The organism is Bacillus sp. FSL R9-9530 (genome assembly GCF_038008145.1).
In the GTDB taxonomy this organism is placed as follows: domain Bacteria; phylum Bacillota; class Bacilli; order Bacillales; family Bacillaceae_G; genus Bacillus_A; species Bacillus_A mycoides.
On sequence record NZ_JBBOYO010000002.1, the window covers coordinates 64,136 to 84,340 of the forward strand.

Genomic DNA, 20,205 nt, shown 5'->3' on the forward strand with positions numbered 1-20,205 from the left:
GAATTTGTGCTTATGTATGCAAAATTACATGTACAAACTCCTTATTTTCATAAAAATACACTATATTAAAAACGATTTGACTACTATTAATCAATTTCGTTTCTTTTCAATTTAACAGTAATTAATTGAAAAAAAGCTGCTATTCTATTAGCGAATCAAATAAGGCATAAATTGATGAAAACAAAATCTTTGTAGACAATAGTGTGGGATTTTTTGACACATCTGCTCAATGAAAATAAAAAAGACCATTGTATTTTATAAAAGTTACAATAGTCTTTTTTTAAAATCTTATATCATAATATTCGATATTTATTATTTCTCTTTTCCTTTTTCCTAAATAATAAATTTAGAAACTAATGCTGACAATGCTTCTACTTTTTCTTTTATTTTGTTAGATTGATTCGATATCTCTTCAATTGATGCTGCTTGTGATTGGATTGACTGTACAGTTTGAGTTGTTTCCTTAGCTACTTGCGTTGCAGTTTCAGAAACACTCGACATAGAGGCATTGACTTCTTCTGTACCGGCAGACATTTCTTCTGTCGCTGCAGATACTTCTTGAATTTGGCTAGTGATTTTATTAATAGCCACCATAATAGACGAGAATACTTGATCTGCTTTATTAGCAGTTTCTTTTCCTTCCGAAGCTTTTTGTTGGCCTTTTTGCATTGCATCAACTGTATCTTTTGTATCTCTTTGAATTAATTGTATTAAATTATTGATTTCACTCGCGGATTTTTTAGACTTCTCAGCTAAATCGCCCACTTCTGCCGCCACCACTGCAAATCCTTTCCCATTTTCTCCAGCACGTGCAGCTTCAATTGAGGCATTTAAGGCAAGAAGGTTTGTTTGTTCAGCAATATTAGTGATAGCATACAGAGCTTTATCAATTTCCTGCGTACGTGTAACAAGCCTATCTATTACTTTGGATGTTTCTTCAACAACCTCATGAATACTAATCATTTGAAGTATAGATTGTTTTATCACTTCACTACCAAAATTGACTTGTTCTGTTGTTGTGACAGCCACTTCTGTAACCGTTGCTGAAGATTCAGCTACTGTTTGAACTCCAGTCGCAATTTCTTCCATTGATGATGAACTTTCTTGAATACTAGTAACTTGTCCTTCTATTTTTTTATCTACCTCGGAAATAGTTTGAACAACCTCACTTGATATATTAGATGCTCGTTTTGTATCTTGCAACATACCATCGGTAGAAGAAATAACCTCTTGTGTTGTGATTTTCACTTCTCCAATTAATTGTTGTAAGTTATCCAACATACTATTAAAAGACTGTACAATACTTCCCAATTCATTATTTGATTTATAAGAAGTACGTATCGTTAAATCGCCTGCTGATACCCGCTCCATATCTCTTTGTAATAATACAATTGGTTGTTTAATAGCACTTTTAATGATATAGCCAATAAAAATAACGATTGCAATTGCTATAATGGAGATACTAATAAACAGCATCATGGTATTTGTTGCACTGTCAGTATTATTTTTTTGTAATTGATCTGCATTATTATTATTAAATTGGATAAGTTCACGAATTGCCTGAATTGACTTTTTCATATTAGGATCAACCTCTTTTAGGTAATAAGCATATGCTTCTTCATTATTAGATTGTCCCAAATCTTGTACTTTCTTCAGTTGTGTTCTTAATTCTTTAAATGTTGTATAAAATGTTGTATACAATTCTTTTTCTTTATTAGAACTAACTCTAGTCTCAAACTTCTTTAATAACTGATCAGTTTCTGTACGAGCTACATCTATTTCTGTCAAAAGCTCTTTTATTCTTTTTTCATCTTTTGATAGAATAGTTTCCTTTACATTCATATTGATAAGATAATAATTAGACTCTATTGCTCCTATCCACTGAATTGGTAATAAACTATCTTCATACATAGTAGTAGAAGCATACTCACCTTTTTTAAGACCCCAAAATCCTAGTATAGATAATATTATACAAGCGACACTTGCTATAACTACCAATACGTTTAATGTTGTGCCAATTTTACTGTTTTTTAAAAACGACAATTAAATCCCCCTCATTGTTATATATTGATTAAATGATAATTATATAAAAATAAACGACAAAATGCGACATTTAATTATTTATATCCATTGGAAAATCCGTAAAAGCTTTTCTAAAATAACGTAACTATTTATTTTAGAATTGATACATGTTTTAGGTTTAATCAATTTCTGTAGTGATAATGTAGTAGTTAAATCTGAATTTAACTACTATTTGCATGGTGTAAGTTAATCTCCCCTCCTATCACTGTGCAGTGACATAAACCTCAAAGTATTTAAATAAAAAAGCCTATACTTAAATTAAATTAATAAAAAAATAGCCAGTTAAAAGAGCGTGTTTTCATTTATTAACTAAACACGCTCTTACATATATTTAAACCCTATATCATTTATTCCATTCTATAATTAATACATATTCTTTTTTATATCCGGTTATCATGCCAGAAGTTTATTGGAAAATGATTATTCTCATCATAAGCTTCAAATTCATAACCTTTTTCTTTTAATCCTTTTATAATTGCTGGAACTGCCGCGACAGATTGTGGATGAATATCATGCATTAAAACAATTTCTTTTGAAGACGTCGCACCTGCTAATACATTTTGAACAGTTTTTGCGGCTGCTACATCAACGGGTAATTTATTGTATTTCCAATCTAAAGAATCAATTGTCCAATCCCAAACTTTTAAATTATTCACGACCACTTCATTTCGAAGTAATTCATTTAAGCCAGGCATTGATCCATATGGTGGGCGTGTTAATTTCGGTGAGTTTCCAATAACATTTCTAATTAAAGATTGATCCTCTTTCATTTCCTTAACATATTCCTTATTGGTGTATAACTTTTTAAAATCATGTGTCATGCTATGCATGCCAACATAATGGTTCTCTACATGCTCTCGTTTCACTAAATCTGGGAACCTTTTCACATTATCACCAATTAAAAAGAATGTTGCTTTTACATTATTTTTATTTAATACATCTAATAGGTTAGCTGTATATTTTCCTGGTCCATCATCAAAAGTTAAATATACAACTTTTCTTTCTTTACCATCAAAACGACTAGGTATCGATTTTTTTAATTCATTATTAGGTAGACTGCTCACTTGTAGAACACTGTTTACCTCTTTCGCATTTACCAGCTTAGGGTTCGTAATAGATTGAAACATGTAATAACCTATTGATACTAATATAATGGCAAATAATACACTTATAATTCGCTTTTTCTTAAGCTTAATTCTCATTCTATAATTCTTCTTTCTAATTTATTAACTGATTTCATGTTGGATTATCTACTTTTATACTATTTAAATGCTACTACCATCCTGCACTTGCATTCATAGCAGATCCCATAAAATTAATAAATAACGGCCATAATAACGGCCATAACGTAAGAAGTATATTTAGAAGTATAAGTATACTATATACCCCAGGGAAATTATGATTTTTACTATTTACCAATACTAAAATCACTAATAATATTATGGGTATTAAATATAAAAATAGCATTATAAACCAATACCATGTCATTAAAGTAAGACTCAATGGTCCTAATATCTCGTGTACAACTCCGAATGATATTCCTAATGCTCCAAAACTAAAGGTTGTAATTATTGTTTTTAGAAGCACTTTAGTCAATTTTGAGTCGTACGTTTTTCTGCTATATAGACCTATCACAATATACAACGATAGATATGCCATTAATACACCTATCCAAATCAATAGCCAGTCTGCATCTAACATAAAGATGTCAAACAGCGCCCAACACACCCCTACTATTGAAAAAACAAGGGAAATAATTATATTTTTTAAAACTGGTTTCATGTTCATTTCACATCCTTTAAAAACTTAAGAATACATTATTAGCTTGGATTCTTCTTTTTTTACCGCTTTACTATAGTCTGTTGTATATTCAATAACAGTAATCCCTTTACTTCTAAGTAGATTCTTTTTCCACGTTTTCGCATCAGTTGACATATGGACAGTTACATTGAATCCTAACTTTACACTCATAATTCCAATGCTTAACCCTAAATTTCTGGTCGAACCTACTGCAATTGAATAATTTGAAAAGAATGTTCTAAACCTGTCACTATCTAATATGGAATAATCATCTTGTTTAGTTAATAAATGATGTTTCAAAGCTAAATCTTTGGCCTATTTTAATACCTCATGTACTCCGCCTCTTGCTTTAATAGATCTTGAAATGGGAAGATGACTATCACATTTTAGTAATAATTGTCCTGGTATTTCTTCTTTATATTATCTTTGCAGATATTGTTTCATGGAATTAATATTTACTAGTGGCGATTCAATAAAGCCACTGGCTTCTTGTGTTTCAGGAAAAATTTTTGCATTATTATGGAGCAAATCGTTTTAATCGATCTTCTGCATCTATAACATCAGCTTTAGTTAAAGTACTATTTTGAATGAAATATTCAAAATTCTTCTTACTTGGGTTAAGCAAAAAAACTTCCTCGGTTTCAATTAATTTTTGAAACAATGGATACTTCTTTCTCAAATTCTCTTTTGTTTCATTTGCAATCTCACTCAGTCATAAACCCCCTTGTAAATATAATCAATCCATTTCAATCACTTCACGTCTTATTTAATATTCTTACAACGATATAAATGTTTGAAAATTAATCATAATTTATTATAATTAAGTATATATTAACAAGGTATTAAGTATAAGTAAATAAAATTAATTTTAATTTAATAAATTTCACTCATTTAAAGGGGATTATGTATATGAACAATATTAATGTTGGTCAAAAAATTATGGGATTTAGAAAAGGTGCAGGATTAACTAGTAAACGTTTAGCTGAATTAGCTGATATAACACCTTCCATGTTAAGTCAGATTGAGAAAGGGATCACGAATCCATCATTACAAACACTAAAATTAATTTCTGTGGCATTAAATATTCCTTTATTTAATTTTTTCTTGGAAGATACCAATACAGAAGAATTAGTTGTAAGAGCGGATCAAAGAAAAAAAATGACTTTCCCTGAAAGCGGTAATGTTTCGTATGAGTTATTATCTCCTAATTTAGATGGATCACTGGAATTGGCTTTAATGAATCTGCTACCTCAAACCGCTTCATCTATGGAGCCTGTGGCACATAAAGGGGAAGAAATAGCATTTATTATGGAAGGACAAGTAAAACTATATCTAAATGATGAGGTTTTACTTCTCAATCCAGGTGATAGTGTTAAAATACCACCATATGCAAAACATAAATGGGAAAACACTTCTTTACACAAAGTCACTGTTATATTTGGAGTAACCCCACCATCTTTTTAATTTTAAATAATAGCACAAAAAAGTTAGAGAAAATAATTCTCTAACTTTTTTTGTATACATAACTATATTTTTAAAAAAGTAAAAAACTAGTCTCATAATTATATGAGATTAAAATCTAAACGATTAAGAGTAGTGAGAGCGACCATTCTAATTACATACTTAAATTATTTTTTAATGACCAGTATTTTTCTCCATTAGTTCCACTTGAAGATTAATATATATTTATTATAATTAAGTATACATCAATACATTATTAAATTTTAGTAAACAAAATTAATTTATATTTATTTTTTATGTAAATATTATACATTTTAGTTAATGTTATTCATTGACACTTATGTATATAAGTAATTATAATTGTTACACCGAATCGAATAGATGTCTATATAACGTGTCCATCATCACAAATATATAAAATTAGAAAGTATCCACTTTGGTGTCTCCGTTTGAAAAAATACCCATTTTCTTGTCTCGATATATGGACAAGAAAATGGGTACTAAATGAAATGTATCTGTAGATAATTCAGCATTTTACACTATAAAATAAGTTCCTACTTTCATGTCCTTGTACATCAGATGTAAAAAGATATGAAACTGGATACTTTTCAGACAAGAAAATGAATACTAAATAAACTGTCTCCGTTGATAATTCAGCATTTCACACTATAAAGTAAGCTCATTCTTTCATTTTTAAAAGACTTAAATTCTATAACATACGCTTTAAAACCTTTAATACGTAGAACAAGGACTATAATTATAGAAGTTATACTATAACGTTTTTATGTTTTTATAAAATAAAAAACAGGTGAATTGTAATCCGTGTTTGGGTATACATCCACCTATTTTTTCAATTTAATTAGCATGACCTAGTATTTGTATGATTTTATCAGCTTTGGAGTTTTGAATATGATAGTATATCTCTAACCCTTTTCTTTCAGCTTTCAGTGCTTTCCCTTTCATTTTGGATAAATGTTGCGATACTGTTGATTGTGGAATATCCAAAATATTAGTTAATTGTGTTACATTTAATTTCTTGCTCTTAACCAATTCACTAACAATTTGTAGACGTATTGGATGAGCCATAACTTTTAATAGTTCAACGTTTTCTTCAGAAACTAAACCTTGTACATTATCATTATTAAATTTGTTCATAATACAACCTCGCATTCAATTTATATTTTATTCGAATTTTTTATGTATATTCCTAATATTATTATATTAAAATTCTTTGTGCGTTAAAATATAAGTTAATTATATAATTTCAACTTGTGCTATGTGCGAAGTTAATATGTATTTGTCGTGAAGTTTTTTAGATGTATTTAGTAATTAAAAAAGCTACAAAGAAATTTTATCTCTTTGTAGCTTTGAATTAATGAATTATGCAGTATAAAAATACTAGTGCCATCAATCTTCTTCTTCGAAATCACGTAGACTAGCAAGCAATTCTGTAAATGTTGAGCAAACAGGATATATCGCTTCCTCTATGTTTTCTTCCTCATGATCCCAGAATACAATTCTTGGTGAATCAGTGTTGTTTCGATAATCAAAGCATAGAAGATTGCCGAATGGATCTCTAGCAAAAGGATATATTTTGTCAGGTAATCTATCTTTCGTATTATTATATGTTTCTAGAATTGAATATTTTCTATCAGAATCTAAGGTTAAAAGATTATTAAATGAATTTTCATCTTGATCTGGAATATTAAATGTATCTGGCGTTGGATATCCACCATCATATTTTTGTACACACTCAATAAAATCATTAGGAAGTTTAATATTTAAGTATTGTTCTAATTTTTTAATTTGGTCATCTGTTACTCTTTTTTCATTTACATTAATCCATGTAATGTGACTCATGGCTAAGTACCTCCCTATTTATCGCTATCTTTTCCCCAAATTTTATATCCACCTGTATGACCAGTATCATGATGAGTCTGATAATCTACAAGTTGCATCCTTCCAGTGTCTTGATGATGATGCCATGTATAATGCTCGGGAGTTTTTCCTATTTTAAATAATTGAATTTCTTCATCCGTAAATTTTAAAGCTAATTCAGGATTTTTCATTATTTGTTCATATAATACCTTACTACACTTTCTAGACTGTGTTGTTCTAGACTTTTTGAAATCTGCCTCTTTTAATATTACCTCGCCTTTTGATTCAAAAATAGGAAATCCTTCAGCATCATACGGAATACCTGTAACAGGGTGCTTATCTCCTGCTAAGTCTCCTTTCCGCAAACGAATCGTTTTTGGTCCATTCGCACCCTCATAAGTATACGTAGCTGCTTTCTGTAAATATTGTTGTGTACTACCGACACCTGCATATGAAAGATGATTACCAGCTTTAAATTCATAGTTATTTAATATGTGTAATGCATTTCTGTATGCCGGAGAATTAATTATAAGTGATTTCCCTTTAGTAAACCCTGTAATAGCAGCTACCTTACTTGCTTGTCCTACTTTATCTAGACCTTTGCTACCAACAAAGCCTGTGAGTAGCGTAGTGACTGCGTAAGCTGCATAATGTTCTCTGCTTTCTAGATCTCCATTCCAAAAATTATTCATAAATGTATCTGATACAGTATTCCATGCAGCAGGAATAGTCTCCCTATAGTTTACAATCGCATCTCGCATATTTAACCAGGTTTCTTTATCTCCTAAAGCTACGAATCCTTCCCATGCATCTACAACACCATCTATAAAACCAGTAGAAATACCAGTCCACGCAGCATTTAAATCCTTTTTATTCAAAAATGAATCTTCTGATTTTGGAGGGAGTTTTCCACACATGGCTCCTTCTTGAATATCAGAGTCAACTAAATTTCCGCCATACAATTCATCCGCTTCTCGGAATTTAACAGCTGCACGTTCTAATTCTACTGCGATTTTATCTAATTCTTGCAGAATGTTAAACATCATTGGCTTTGCTTCATTAAACATCTGATAGAAACGATCACTGCTTGCTCCGTTCCACTGAGAGGCTATATACTCGGTTTGATTGTATAAATCTCTATGTATATATTTTAATGATGATCTCGTATTTCTTACGGTTTTAGCAGCTTGTTCTAATTGTTCCGGTGTTACCTTTATTTGTGTGCTCATTCCATCCCTTCTTTGCATTTATATTATGAAAATTATAACATATCATTATTTCATGAATGGTTATCATTTGAAAATATCCGTTCCTAAAAGTGAAAGCGACAAAATAAAAGCCCTTCTAAAAATTGAAGGGCTTTTATGTCTTTCTACACCTAGCTTGTACAGTAACTTCTTGTTTTATATGACTCTCTGGAGGGCTAAAATAAAGGCTAGCTCAACTCTATTCAACATTTTCCTTCAGTGTCTCTAAACCAAGCCCATTCACCAGGACAAAAATGTAAAAATGGACATTTGTTAGAGCACCAATTATCATAGGATTCAAAATCAACACAATCCCTATCTAAATCTATTTTCCCTCCACACTTCAATCCATTTCTATTTCTACACGAGCCTCTTCCAAAGCCCAGTCCTGCATAAGCAAGGGTATAGTGATCAGAAGGAACAAACGGTCCGTCAGTAGGATGTATGATTGTCAATACCTTCAATCCATCTTTTTCAACAAGTGAGCTGGTTTTCTTGGGAACAAACCCATTGCCAACTTCTGTACCAGATCTAGTTATGACTGTTATTAAGAAATGTGATTCTGTAAGTGGTGTAGATTTAAATAGAATTCCGTCTTTATTTTGAAAGAAATTAAAAAACTTCTTCTTCCTCATCACTACATCCACAATCATTTTGACCTTCTCTCTCTAACTTATTAATTCGATGATTAAGACGCTCTATATCACGTCCTATTTCATATAAGCTCATGTGGAACCCCTTTCTTTAAAAATAATTTTTAATATTATTATTTACTAAATAGAAAAAACTATTCCTAATCGCATTTAAATCAGAAACTAGACGCTATATGTTAGTTAAAGTAGTAAAAAACCTAAAAATGGCAGGATCAAGATGCATACAATGTTTATATTAAATACAAAATTAAAGTTTATTCTGATTCTGGGCGTACAAAATTAGTTGATTCTAATACGGAGCAATTTGCACAAAGATATAAATAAATTCATCGTTGTAAAATGTATAAAGGAAAGTGGGTTTGCTTGTTTTTAGGACAAGTGAACCCTTCACTATAAAAATTAATGTTATTTATATATATCACTTGCATTATGAATCACAGTATAAACATCTTTATTTAGCCCCTCATATTGCCAAACGTTGACCGAAAAATAAAAATATGGTATGTTTACTGTAGATTAAATATATATTGAATGCATATCCAATATATATTTAAAGTATAGTACTTAACTGAATTGCATAAACTAAAAAAGACGAGATGCTGTCAACATCCCGTCTCATAACTGCTACTGTCAAGGTGGCTGTTATTATGCATTATCTTTTTCTTTTAGACCCACGCTTGTACTTTGGTCGGTGAAGCGAGGGTTTTTTGTTGTCTTTTTTTTCGAATTGCTTTTTCAGTGCGTATGCTGAAACCTCACGCACAACTGCTCTTGCAATTTCTTTTAAAAGTTCAAACAAAAATTCCATGTTATATCACCCCCTTTCCTTCCAAATGGAAAGAAGGGATAATAACAAGCCCACCTTCACACGATATACAGTTATACTTCTATTTTACCATACTTCTACTCTCTAAAATAGAAAATTTGTCCAATGTCAGTCTGTTCATAATTTTTTAGTTTAGGAGTTTTATAAGATTATAGTTTACTATAATCAAAATATGTATACTATATTTCTTGAATTCTTCATAATTAACCTTAGTTTCATACGCTATTTTTTGAGAATATAAATTTCAAATAAAGCTTGTATGCTTTTTAATGTATTCCGCGATGTATGTCTGCCCAAACTCTCTAGCATACTCATAGGTCTACCAAGTTCCAAATGAAGTCTTTGTATTTATAATCCTTGTATCATTACCTCTCATTACTTTTTACATTTTTCCCCTCTTAAATAAAAAGCCCTTAAAATTATCCGTCATCTTTTCTTCTATTTTCTAAATTTTATATATCAAACCTGTTTTTTGAAATTACAGTTAATTCTTCCGGAACAGACCCGAAAATCAACCTCTCAGATTCACTTGTAAACGACATTGGTTTTTTAAGTAATGCAATTAGACCTGATGTTTTATAAGCTTCTTAAAAAGAAAATTAGACCCATTAGAACGTTTTTTGTTTTTTAGGGGTCTATTCTCTCTGAAATTTCTATTCTTCTATGTCTTCTTTTACTTCTGCGGATAAAATGTCTTCAGCAAACTTCTTGTAGCCATTATATCCTTTCTTTGCAGCCTTTTTCTTTATTGCTTCTACTACTTTTAGATCAAGATATAGACTTAAATGCTGCTTTTTTTCTCTTGACTCCTCTTTTGGCCTATTTTCAATTTGTTCTTTGAAATTTTCCAAATCGCTTTTTAAGTACAATCGTTCAGTAGATTTCCCTTTAGCAATCTCTTTAAAGGGCAATATCCCATCTTTAGCTGCATTATGAACGTAAGTCTTAGATTTATTTAGAAATTTAGCTGCTTCTTTTAATGTTAAAGAGTCTTTGTATAATTCCTCTAACTTTTTTACATCTTCTTGCTCAAAACGATATCCGCCATCTGCTTTCCAGGTAGCCAGATTGATAGGTTCGATGTGTTTATACTTAATTAAATAGCCTAATTGATTTTTTGTTAAACCTACCCTATCGCATACCTCTTCTAAAGATAAATAGTCCATTTCTCACCTCATCCGAAACTTTCATTCTAGCTGTTGTTTAAATTTTCTTAGTTGATACTTTGTTAAACCTGTTTCTTTTACTACATCTGTGATTGAGTACTCCTTATACTGAAGATACTTAAATGGATTTTCCATATAACGTTCTTGTACCTTATTAAATGTACTCTTTTTTGATAAAGAATTCAATTGCTCTCCTTTCTCACGGATGGAATCGAAAATGGGACAACCTTTACAATGTTTGTAGTTTCTTTGTTTTGCCTGCTCCTGCTCATCTGTACAATTCACTGATAGGTTGTTCAGAGGGCAAGTTGAACAATGGGTATATTCTAAATTATAGATTTCATGTAAAATTTTCCGACGAAGATGAGTCAAAAAAATCTCCTCCTACCATATTTGGATTGAAATGTACAAAAATATCAATTAAATATTTCAATTATATATTAGTTAAACGCAAATGTTAAATAATAAGCCCGAAATATATTTTTAATCATTTCATTTTATACCACAATAAATTATGTATTTATTGTGGTATAATTAGAATGATAAAAGTTTATATAAAATATATGTGTGTCTTTTCATTCTATTAAAGGGTGTGTGTATATTTGAATATTATAAATTATGAACATAATATTCAACTTGTAAAATCCAGATCGGATTTTTTTGATAGCAGTCAGTTTGAAAAAATTATGGGTATGGGTATCCGAAATATTGATTACTCCAAATTAAGTGAAGAATCTTTGGTTTACTTATTTTTACATGATGAACCTTCTCTAACGAAAAAAAGAAGTGAACGAACAAAAAAGATATATTTGCACGATCTTTCTCATTTTCTTCGGTACATAAAAGAAAAAATAGGAACCATTCATGACTTATCCCATAATGAGATGGAAATATATTTCTATGAACTAAGTAAGAAGTATGCTGCCACTACATTACGTCGAAAGAAAACGGTAGTCCAGCAGTTTCTAAAATACGTTTATGATAACAATGGTCTCTCAGATGACTATAGTAGTCGTCTCAAAAAAGTATCTGTAAAAAAAGAAGAGCTGGTCAATCGTGACCTCTTTCCTGAAGAAGTAAATGAAATACTAGATACACTGAAGAAAACAAATTTCTTTATGTATACATTGTTTTTCCTTCTTACGACTACTGGACTCCGGATTGAGGAAGTTGCAAACGCAAAATGGGCAGATCTTGTATTCCATTCCTCATTAAATGCTTATCTCTTGCGTGTAGTTGGGAAAGGAAATAAAGCCAGGGAAGTTCGTATTTTTGAAGATGTACTCGACGATATCTGTCGCCTTCGTCAATTGCGTAAACAAACAAGTGAATTGGACGCCTCTAGTACATCTGCTTTTCTACCTAAAGCCGATGGCTCTTACTATAGGGCCGACTACTTATCAAAATATGTAGCAGAAAAGATTGAAGAAACAAACTTACCATTTTTACGTTACCGAAAGGATAGAATTACCCCCCATACCTGCAGACACTTCTTTGCGAATCATTTGATGGGAAAAGGTGTCGAACTTAAGAAAATACGTGACTATTTAGGACACGAATCTATTATGACGACGGAACGCTATTTAAGGGAACGTACAAGACGTCAAAACTTGGCCACAATAGATATAGGAAATTCATTGTTTTAGTAAACATATATAATAGGAAGATTCTCGATTTGATGTATCGATTTATTCCTATTTTTTTCGCGTATAGAATTATAAATGGCTTTCTATTATCACAACATCAAGACTAACTATTACAAATAAAAATAATTTATGACTCATTATAAGTCATAAGGATGCAATTTAACTTTTCTGTTTTACACTAACGTTATAAATCAGAAAGGAAATGTGATGATATGTCTCAACTAAGTAAGCGACTTGCTGAGTTGCGAAAAAAACAGGGATATACTCAATTCGATGTAGCATATCGCCTGAATATCGCTCGTACCACATATGCCAATTGGGAATATGGAAAAGCTGACCCAGACGCAGATTCAATCATGAGTATTGCAGACTTATACAATGTATCCATTGATGAATTGTTTGGACGAAACGCACCTCTAGAAAGTAAATTAGAATCAATTAATGTAGCAGTGTCTGATCTATCCCCTCAAAAACAACAGGAAGTTAGAGCAGTTTGTTTTAATGATTGATTCAAACAGGGACATTTTCTAATTTACTAACATTGCAAAAAACTTACCATTTTATAGTGGTAAAATTGAGTTTGAAATCCATGAAAAGGTATGTGTTTGGATAGTCCAACCATACCTTTTTTCATTATTTGTGAATGCTACACTCTACAATATCATCTAAGTACAATGAATTATTAAAACCAAATGCATCAGTAACAACTAATGTCTTATTTATTGCATCAAACTTATGAATGTTAACAATCTTATATAGTATAATTCCATCTTTATAATGCCAGAGATCAATTTCTTCTTTTATCTGTATGGCTCGTTTTAACACTTGATTTATTTGGTCAGATTTTTGTAAATCTAACATTGGTTTGGAAACTTTTGATTGATCTTGAATTAATTTATGTAGACCTGCAAACTATGCTGGCATACTAGCGAAGGGTGCCGATTTCTCAATGCCCCGCCCTCGTGGAATACGTGTTTCTTTCATGCCTTGTGGCCTCCTACGAGTGTATTTCTGTATTTAATCGTTGAATGTGGCGTATAAGATATCGCCCGTAAAATGCTATTTTTACCGAATCGAGTTCGTATTTCATCTAAAGCTCTTGTTAACTTTATTTGTTGCTCTCTCTTCTTTACATCATCAAATATTGAAATCTGTTCCTCACCTTCGCTTACTAAGTTAGTCAGAGAAATACTGATACTTCTAATTGGTTCGCCTGTATGGGTTCTGGTGCAAAAATAAAATAAAAGAGAATAAAGCGCATATATTCCTAACGGAATCATATCTTATGCTGCAAGTCCAAACAATTGATGGATGAATTCTTTCTGATTTTGGACAGACTGGTCCCGTAAATCAAGCTGTTCTTTTTTAATCATATGCATGGCTTCTACTCCAGAAAGAATGGATGTAGCTGTGTCAAAATATTTGAACCCTAGCATAGAACGGATTCGCTTCTTTATAAAGCGATGATCTTGTTCTACTATGTTATTCAAGTACTTTTGTTGTCTAAGTTGCATACCATCAGGTATGCTTTTTTCTTTTTTCAACTGTTCAATTGCTATCGGATAAGCCGGGTTCTTATCGACTGTTATAACACGTGGCTTTGAAACATGAAAAGACCGCAAAGCTTTCTTGAAAAAGCGCTTTGCAGCCTTCGGGTCTCTTGTTTTGTTTAGGAAAAAATCAATTGTGTTTCCTTTCGAATCAACAGCACGATACAAATACATCCATTGACCTTTTACTTTGATATATGTTTCATCGACTCTCCAAGAGTCATTTGTTTGTTTAAGGTGACGACGGATTCGTTTGTCCAATTCCGGACCATACTGATGAACCCAACGCATAATCGTTGTATGAGAAATGGATAAACCCCGTTCTTCTAGCATTTCCACCAAATCACGAAAACTGAGGTTGTACCGTAGGTACCATCTTACCGTTAACAAAATAATATCAGGCTGATAATGCTTCCATTTGAATACATTTTCCTTTTCCATACCAATCACGTACCCTTTCTAAAGTAATAGTAACAGTATATCCAAGATTTATAGATTCATTGCAATTGTCCTTAAGTTTTTGCACCAGAACCAATTTGTTTATGCAGTTAGTTTTTTTATAAAACTTCATTAGCGCAATAGTGTATTTTCTTTTTTCGCCCTATTTATCAATTAAAAAAGAGCGTAGAAATTAAATCTTTCTACGCTTTTTTATTACTTAATCTAATTTTTTTCTCTTATTAAAATTTCTAATTACCTTATCCAAGATAATAAAGGACACAATATATTAAGCCCTTAATTATGAACAGGACTCAACATTTAGTTGATTATAATCTTATAATGAAAAATAATTTATCTGTATAGTTTTTACACTATGAATTTTATATGCTGGAATCATAAATCTTTTTCTTATTTTAGATTTTCTTGTTTTGGCACGATTTTAATAGATTTCTTCCTAATCCGAATAAGTATGCCAAAAGAAAGAAAGATAAAAAATCCTCCAAATATAGCAAATACAAATGTAGGTTGGAAATGTGCTAATAATAATCCCGAAATAATTGGTCCTACAGCCATTCCCATATATCTAATAAAGTTAAACATTCCCATTGCACTTCCTCTATTATGTTCAAATTCATTTGCAATCATAGTAGCAAATAAAGGAGTGAGGATACCAATTGATATTCCGTGGAGAATTAAAGCAATTGTTACGCCAATTAAAGTATTCGAGTGTGTCACAGCAAATAATATAGCGCTCAAAGATAAGACTACATTTCCAGTTATAAAAAGTTTATTTAGTGGAATTTTAGATTGAATAGTTTTAAAAGTCATGCTGCCAATTATTAAACTTATAGCCATCGGTAAGTAAAGTAAACCTACTATCTGTAAACTTAATTGGTAATAATCTGTTAATAAAATTGGTAAGTAAACGATGAAAGAAAAATAGAGAAAAAATGCAAAGAAACTTAATATTAATATAGAACTTCCCACTTTACTTTTAAATATAGCAGCATAGTGAGATAGTAAAGTTCTAACATTCAAAGCTTTATTGCTCTCCACCTGATCTTTCGGAAAATATAACCAATTAATAATAAACAGAACTAAAGATACTGCTACAAGTAGCCAAAAAACACCTGGATAGTTATATTTTTCGCCAATAAAACCTCCTAGTACAGGTGCAACAGCAGGCGCAATAGATAGCATTGTTTGATATGTACCCATTGCACTTCCTCGTTGTTCTCCTTGAAATATAGAGCCAATTGTAGTTGCCGCAATAAGTGGTATTGCAGCTGTTCCTATAGCCTGTAAAATTCTACAAAATAAAAACACTGTAAAGTTACTAGTAATCGAACAACCAATACTCGCTATAATTGTTAAAATAATACTTGGAATAAGAATAGTCCTAGCCCCTTTAAAATCAATTATAGAACCAAAAACAATTTGCATAATTGCCGTAATAAAAATAAATATTGAAACTGAAAGATTAACCATTGTTATAGACACATGAAATGAATCTCGTATTATTGGGATTATTGGAGAGTAAATATTTTGGTTTAAAGAAGCGAAAAAAGCACTAATACACAACAAATATAAAAGAAAAGAAGTACTTGATTTAACGCGATTCATGCTATCCCTCCTAAAAGATTATTAATAATTAGCTAACTAATTTAAGGTGAAATAACTTTAATTCCCCAACATTCTATCGTTTGTATTCTGTAAAAATTTTAATATTGCATTTTGTTCTATTTCGGAAAATGAATCGACAAACTGATAAAATTCATTCTCTTTCTGATCATGGATTTTCTGATGCAATTCACAAAGTGATTGTCCTGCTGGAGTTAGTTCATAATATACCTCCTTCTTATTATCAATCGACTGGAAACGAGTGATTAAATTTTCTTTTATTAATTTGGTATTAATTTTTGTGATATTCGCTTTAGATAAATTCATTTTCCTTGCAATTGTACTATTATTTATTGGTTGGTTTTCACCAATGCAGGCTATTACGTGTATACTTGTCATATTTGTCGGTACATGTTCTATTTGTTCCATTTTAGCCTGCTTAAAAAAAGTCTCAACGTCCTTATCTGCCTTTTGTTCATTGAGATGTAATAAATGTAAATAATTATCGTAGATTTTCTGTTTTATGCCCTTATTCATTTAAATACTTCTACCCTTCTTTATCTTTTTGTGTTTTTTGTTTACCGGTAAACTATTTTGATTTTATATCTTCACCTAACAATTGTCAATTGCAAAATTAGAATTTATCTTATTACAAAAGCATTTTAACTGTATACTCTTTTCATAAACAAACTTAATAAAGCTCTATTATTTTATAAATGTTAGTTTTAATGCATACAAGTCACTTTTTAAAATTCTTGACCGAATTATTGTTTACTGGTAAACTTTCCATATAGTTAACCGGTAAACAATAATTATAGATAGGGGGAATTTATTATGACAAATATTGTCCATGAACAAACCTTAAAAGCTATTGAAGATTTTGTCATAACAAGAGAAAAGAAAAAATATGCATCTCAAGAAATGATAAAAGAATTAGTTAGTGAATCTGATAATATAAATAAAAATTGGACTCTGACGCAACTACATATAGTTTCGGTAATTCATGAGAGTAATCAACAAATGAATAACACTCTATTATCTATGGAATTAAATATTTCTAAAGCAACTATTTCTAAAGCTATTCGCGTTCTTATAGATGATAAAATTTTATTGACGCATCAAAATGCAGATAATAAGAAGGAAATCTTTTATACTTTAACTGATAAAGGAATTCAGTTAGCTATCATTCATACAAGGTTACACAAAATTGCATATGAACGTTACAATGAATTATTCCAACAATTTAATGATTCCGAGTTACAAGTTGTAACTAATTTTTTAGAAGCCTGGAAAAAATGTATTTAATGTTTTGTTATTTCAGCTTAAAAGTATATATGTTTAACCTTTCTATAAAAACAGAAAAACTAAGGGGCTTTTAGCCCCTTAGCAAAAATCGGATTTTATTAACAATCAAAATAGCAATGATTTTTAAACTAACTTATCAAAAAGAATAGGCATAGAAATAGGTCCACGCGTATAGAGTCCTTTTTCAACATATTGAAAATCTTCTTCCAATTTAATGTTTTTCATATTATCTAAGACTACATTTACAACTATTTCAATTTCTGATTTTGCAAATGCTGCCCCTACGCAATTATGAATACCTGATCCAAATGCAAGATGTCTTGCAGTACCACTAAATGCCTTTTTAATGTCAAGATCCGGACGATAAATGTTGAATTCATCAGGTCTTTCAAATGCGTTAGGGTCTCTGTTCGCCGCACCAATCATACAAAATACAGTAGTTCCTTTTGATAGTTGGATACCACTTATTTCCGTGTCTTTTGCTAATTGACGGGGAATCAATTGTACTGGTGGATTATAGCGTAAAGTTTCAGCAATAGCCAATGGTACTAATGAACGATCATTCAATACATCTTGCAATTGTTTTGGTTGGTTAATTAAGTTATAGATTAATAAAGCAAGGGTCTTATCACCAGGTTCTGTTGCAGCTAATAATATATTTAAAATTAATGCTAGAATATCAGTATCAGTCATAGTAATGCCTTCATATTTAGCACTGCATAATTTAGAAATTAAATCATCCTGCGGGTTTAACCGCCGTTCTTTAATAATCGGTTCTAAATAATTAGCTAACTGTTTACTGCACCAGAGAGAATGTTCCCTTGCCTCTGGTGGTTGATTTATACTGGTAATAAATTCAGCTACTCCGCTATGCCATTCACCTATCTTCTTATGATCTTTCTTATCTAATCCAATCATATCCATTGTTACATAAACAGCAAAGGTTCGGCCAAAATCATTAATTAAATCTATCTTTCCATTTGAAAGATGTGGGGATAGTAAATCTTCTGCATTCTTTTTAATTAAGGGCATTAATTTTTGTAAAGCATCTCCCATAAAACTTCTTAAAACAATTTTTCTTTTAGCTACATGCTCTTTTCCACGCATTTGTGCTAACACTGGCCCACGCATTACTGGTTCGGCACGTTCAGCTAATGATTTTGTTGTAAATGTATCAGTATCATTTAATATATTACGGACATCTTGATATCTACTAATAAAATAACTATCAATCTCAGGTTCATAATGCACTGGGTCATTCTGACGTAGGTATGAAAAATACTTATATGGATTTTCTTGAAATTCTTCTGATAATATATTTACCGTTTGTAATGTATTTGGCATATTACTTCCCCCTTGTATTAGTTACTTAATATTTGTTAAGATATATCTTCCGTTTCTTGAACCATTAAATATCCTTGATTTGGTTTCATCTTGATAGAAAAATCATTTCTAACTATCTGTTCACCAAGTTCCCATGGTTTATGATAAATAAGTACAGTTTCTTGAGTTCCCAAAATTTCAGCTCCACCAATGAAAAATGGAAGTTCTGCAATGACATATTCTACTGCAATATTTAGCATGTCATTTGAAATTTGATCAATATCTATATTGGTACCCCTTGCCCTACCTAGAATGGCAGCGTGTGACATTTCTAAGCAAGCATTTCGAAAATGAGTTTCGTTTACAAAGATATGTTCCGCTTCTGCTCTCATGCTGTTATATGCATAATTGTCATTAAACTCAGAAAAAGTATGGATAGCATTTGCATTACCACCATGCTCTTTAAGTGCCTTTTCAGCTGATCTTTTATTTCGAGATACTTCTTTTCTAACTTTTCTTTCCGCCTTACCTTTTGGTGTTCCTAAAGCCTCAAGTAAATTTGCAGCTTCTTTTCCAGCTAATAAAACACTAACATCATCAAAAGTATGTAATGCCCATTCAATAAGTCTATTAATATATTCATCTGAAAATCTACTATTAAACGGACTAATACCTATTAATGCATGGTTACTACGTTTAAATATTTCAGCACAATTAGTAGATAAGGGGTGAGAACTAAACTTTTGAACATTTCTTACCGCTATAGTATGTGTCATACAATCATCCCTTTAAATAATTTTATCAATATAAAACGTTTTATTGATTTTAAATAACTAATAATATATCAAACTACATACAAAAGAGATAGAATATCTTGATGTTATATTAGATTAATAAAAATGATACTAAACAAAAATCTCGCATAATGTTCACCGGTGAACAAAACCAATTCTATATCGCCACTGTTATTTTGTCAATATATGTTATTCAGAAAAAATAGACAAAACGAAAAAATTAAATTTTCGTACATAATTATGTGAAAATTAGAAATTTATAATGCATACAGGGATATCACCACATCGTCATCAAGCTAAGATTCTTAAATGCCCCCATAAACAAAATGAGAAAACATCAACAAAATTATATTCAAAACATCACTTTATATTATTTAATAGATATATTAAAATACCAAATATGCGATGAAATC

19 protein-coding genes and 3 pseudogenes are annotated in these 20,205 nt (G+C 30.9%); 4 read left to right on the forward strand and 18 right to left on the reverse strand.

Annotated elements, in window-relative coordinates; translation table 11 throughout:
• Positions 1-333 precede the first annotated feature (333 nt).
• From MKX66_RS28105 to MKX66_RS28120, 4 genes and pseudogenes are all read right to left on the reverse strand, one after another.
• Positions 334-2,043, reverse strand: coding sequence for a methyl-accepting chemotaxis protein (locus MKX66_RS28105; protein ID WP_341087748.1), 1,710 nt, complete (start codon positions 2,041-2,043; stop codon positions 334-336).
• A gap of 419 nt (positions 2,044-2,462) precedes the next feature.
• Positions 2,463-3,284, reverse strand: a complete 822-nt coding sequence (locus MKX66_RS28110) for a peptidoglycan-N-acetylglucosamine deacetylase (protein WP_326997572.1) — start codon at positions 3,282-3,284, stop codon at positions 2,463-2,465.
• Positions 3,285-3,357: 73 nt separating this feature from the next.
• Positions 3,358-3,864, reverse strand: coding sequence for a DUF3902 family protein (locus tag MKX66_RS28115; RefSeq protein WP_326997573.1), 507 nt, complete (start codon positions 3,862-3,864; stop codon positions 3,358-3,360).
• Between the two features lie 54 nt (positions 3,865-3,918).
• Positions 3,919-4,594: pseudogene (locus MKX66_RS28120) on the reverse strand (D-serine ammonia-lyase); the annotation flags it as partial.
• Between the two features lie 197 nt (positions 4,595-4,791).
• Here MKX66_RS28120 and MKX66_RS28125 point away from each other — a divergent pair.
• Positions 4,792-5,346, forward strand: a complete 555-nt coding sequence (locus tag MKX66_RS28125) for a helix-turn-helix domain-containing protein (protein WP_341087751.1) — start codon at positions 4,792-4,794, stop codon at positions 5,344-5,346.
• Positions 5,347-6,198: 852 nt separating this feature from the next.
• Here MKX66_RS28125 and MKX66_RS28130 read toward each other — a convergent pair.
• The 7 genes from MKX66_RS28130 to MKX66_RS28160 form a co-directional block, all read right to left on the reverse strand.
• A complete protein-coding gene (locus MKX66_RS28130) occupies positions 6,199-6,498 on the reverse strand; it encodes an ArsR/SmtB family transcription factor (protein ID WP_002167233.1) in 300 nt (99 codons plus the stop codon).
• A gap of 252 nt (positions 6,499-6,750) precedes the next feature.
• Positions 6,751-7,203 (reverse strand): SMI1/KNR4 family protein, encoded by a 453-nt coding sequence (locus MKX66_RS28135; RefSeq protein ID WP_341087754.1) that lies wholly within the window; start codon positions 7,201-7,203, stop codon positions 6,751-6,753.
• Between the two features lie 14 nt (positions 7,204-7,217).
• Positions 7,218-8,450, reverse strand: coding sequence for a WXG100 family type VII secretion target (locus MKX66_RS28140; RefSeq protein ID WP_341087756.1), 1,233 nt, complete (start codon positions 8,448-8,450; stop codon positions 7,218-7,220).
• Between the two features lie 221 nt (positions 8,451-8,671).
• Positions 8,672-9,103: a hypothetical protein gene (locus MKX66_RS28145; protein ID WP_341087757.1), complete on the reverse strand. Its 432-nt coding sequence runs from the start codon at positions 9,101-9,103 to the stop codon at positions 8,672-8,674.
• A 670-nt stretch (positions 9,104-9,773) separates the two neighbouring features.
• On the reverse strand, positions 9,774-9,929 hold the full coding sequence (locus tag MKX66_RS28150) for a hypothetical protein (RefSeq protein WP_000394776.1): 156 nt from the start codon (positions 9,927-9,929) through the stop codon (positions 9,774-9,776).
• 671 nt (positions 9,930-10,600) lie between these two features.
• Positions 10,601-11,113 (reverse strand): helix-turn-helix domain-containing protein, encoded by a 513-nt coding sequence (locus tag MKX66_RS28155; protein WP_341087759.1) that lies wholly within the window; start codon positions 11,111-11,113, stop codon positions 10,601-10,603.
• A 21-nt stretch (positions 11,114-11,134) separates the two neighbouring features.
• Positions 11,135-11,485, reverse strand: coding sequence for a transposase (locus tag MKX66_RS28160; protein WP_341087760.1), 351 nt, complete (start codon positions 11,483-11,485; stop codon positions 11,135-11,137).
• A gap of 230 nt (positions 11,486-11,715) precedes the next feature.
• On the opposite strand from MKX66_RS28160, the gene MKX66_RS28165 reads away from it, so the two are divergent.
• The gene (locus MKX66_RS28165) at positions 11,716-12,759 is read left to right on the forward strand and encodes a tyrosine-type recombinase/integrase (RefSeq protein ID WP_341087762.1); all 1,044 of its coding nucleotides are present in this window, start codon (positions 11,716-11,718) and stop codon (positions 12,757-12,759) included.
• 212 nt (positions 12,760-12,971) lie between these two features.
• Complete coding sequence (locus MKX66_RS28170; protein ID WP_326997594.1) at positions 12,972-13,268, forward strand: helix-turn-helix transcriptional regulator; 297 nt, start codon at positions 12,972-12,974, stop codon at positions 13,266-13,268.
• A gap of 124 nt (positions 13,269-13,392) precedes the next feature.
• Here the strand turns inward: MKX66_RS28170 and MKX66_RS28175 are convergent.
• From MKX66_RS28175 to MKX66_RS28195, 5 genes and pseudogenes are all read right to left on the reverse strand, one after another.
• Positions 13,393-13,653 (reverse strand): annotated as a pseudogene (locus tag MKX66_RS28175) (YolD-like family protein); the annotation flags it as partial.
• Positions 13,654-13,739: 86 nt separating this feature from the next.
• Positions 13,740-13,979, reverse strand: a pseudogene (locus tag MKX66_RS28180) (DNA repair protein); the annotation flags it as partial.
• 63 nt (positions 13,980-14,042) lie between these two features.
• Positions 14,043-14,750: an IS6 family transposase gene (locus tag MKX66_RS28185; protein ID WP_326997595.1), complete on the reverse strand. Its 708-nt coding sequence runs from the start codon at positions 14,748-14,750 to the stop codon at positions 14,043-14,045.
• A gap of 408 nt (positions 14,751-15,158) precedes the next feature.
• Positions 15,159-16,373, reverse strand: a complete 1,215-nt coding sequence (locus MKX66_RS28190) for an MFS transporter (RefSeq protein ID WP_326997596.1) — start codon at positions 16,371-16,373, stop codon at positions 15,159-15,161.
• Between the two features lie 57 nt (positions 16,374-16,430).
• The gene (locus MKX66_RS28195) at positions 16,431-16,907 is read right to left on the reverse strand and encodes a MarR family transcriptional regulator (RefSeq protein ID WP_326997597.1); all 477 of its coding nucleotides are present in this window, start codon (positions 16,905-16,907) and stop codon (positions 16,431-16,433) included.
• Between the two features lie 297 nt (positions 16,908-17,204).
• Here MKX66_RS28195 and MKX66_RS28200 point away from each other — a divergent pair, with 297 nt between their 5' ends.
• Positions 17,205-17,675 (forward strand): MarR family transcriptional regulator, encoded by a 471-nt coding sequence (locus MKX66_RS28200; RefSeq protein ID WP_341087766.1) that lies wholly within the window; start codon positions 17,205-17,207, stop codon positions 17,673-17,675.
• A gap of 123 nt (positions 17,676-17,798) precedes the next feature.
• Here MKX66_RS28200 and MKX66_RS28205 read toward each other — a convergent pair whose 3' ends face one another.
• A complete protein-coding gene (locus MKX66_RS28205) occupies positions 17,799-19,019 on the reverse strand; it encodes a cytochrome P450, cyclodipeptide synthase-associated (RefSeq protein WP_341087768.1) in 1,221 nt (406 codons plus the stop codon).
• Positions 19,020-19,054: 35 nt separating this feature from the next.
• On the reverse strand, positions 19,055-19,774 hold the full coding sequence (locus MKX66_RS28210) for a tRNA-dependent cyclodipeptide synthase (RefSeq protein WP_326997600.1): 720 nt from the start codon (positions 19,772-19,774) through the stop codon (positions 19,055-19,057).
• Positions 19,775-20,205: the final 431 nt, after the last annotated feature.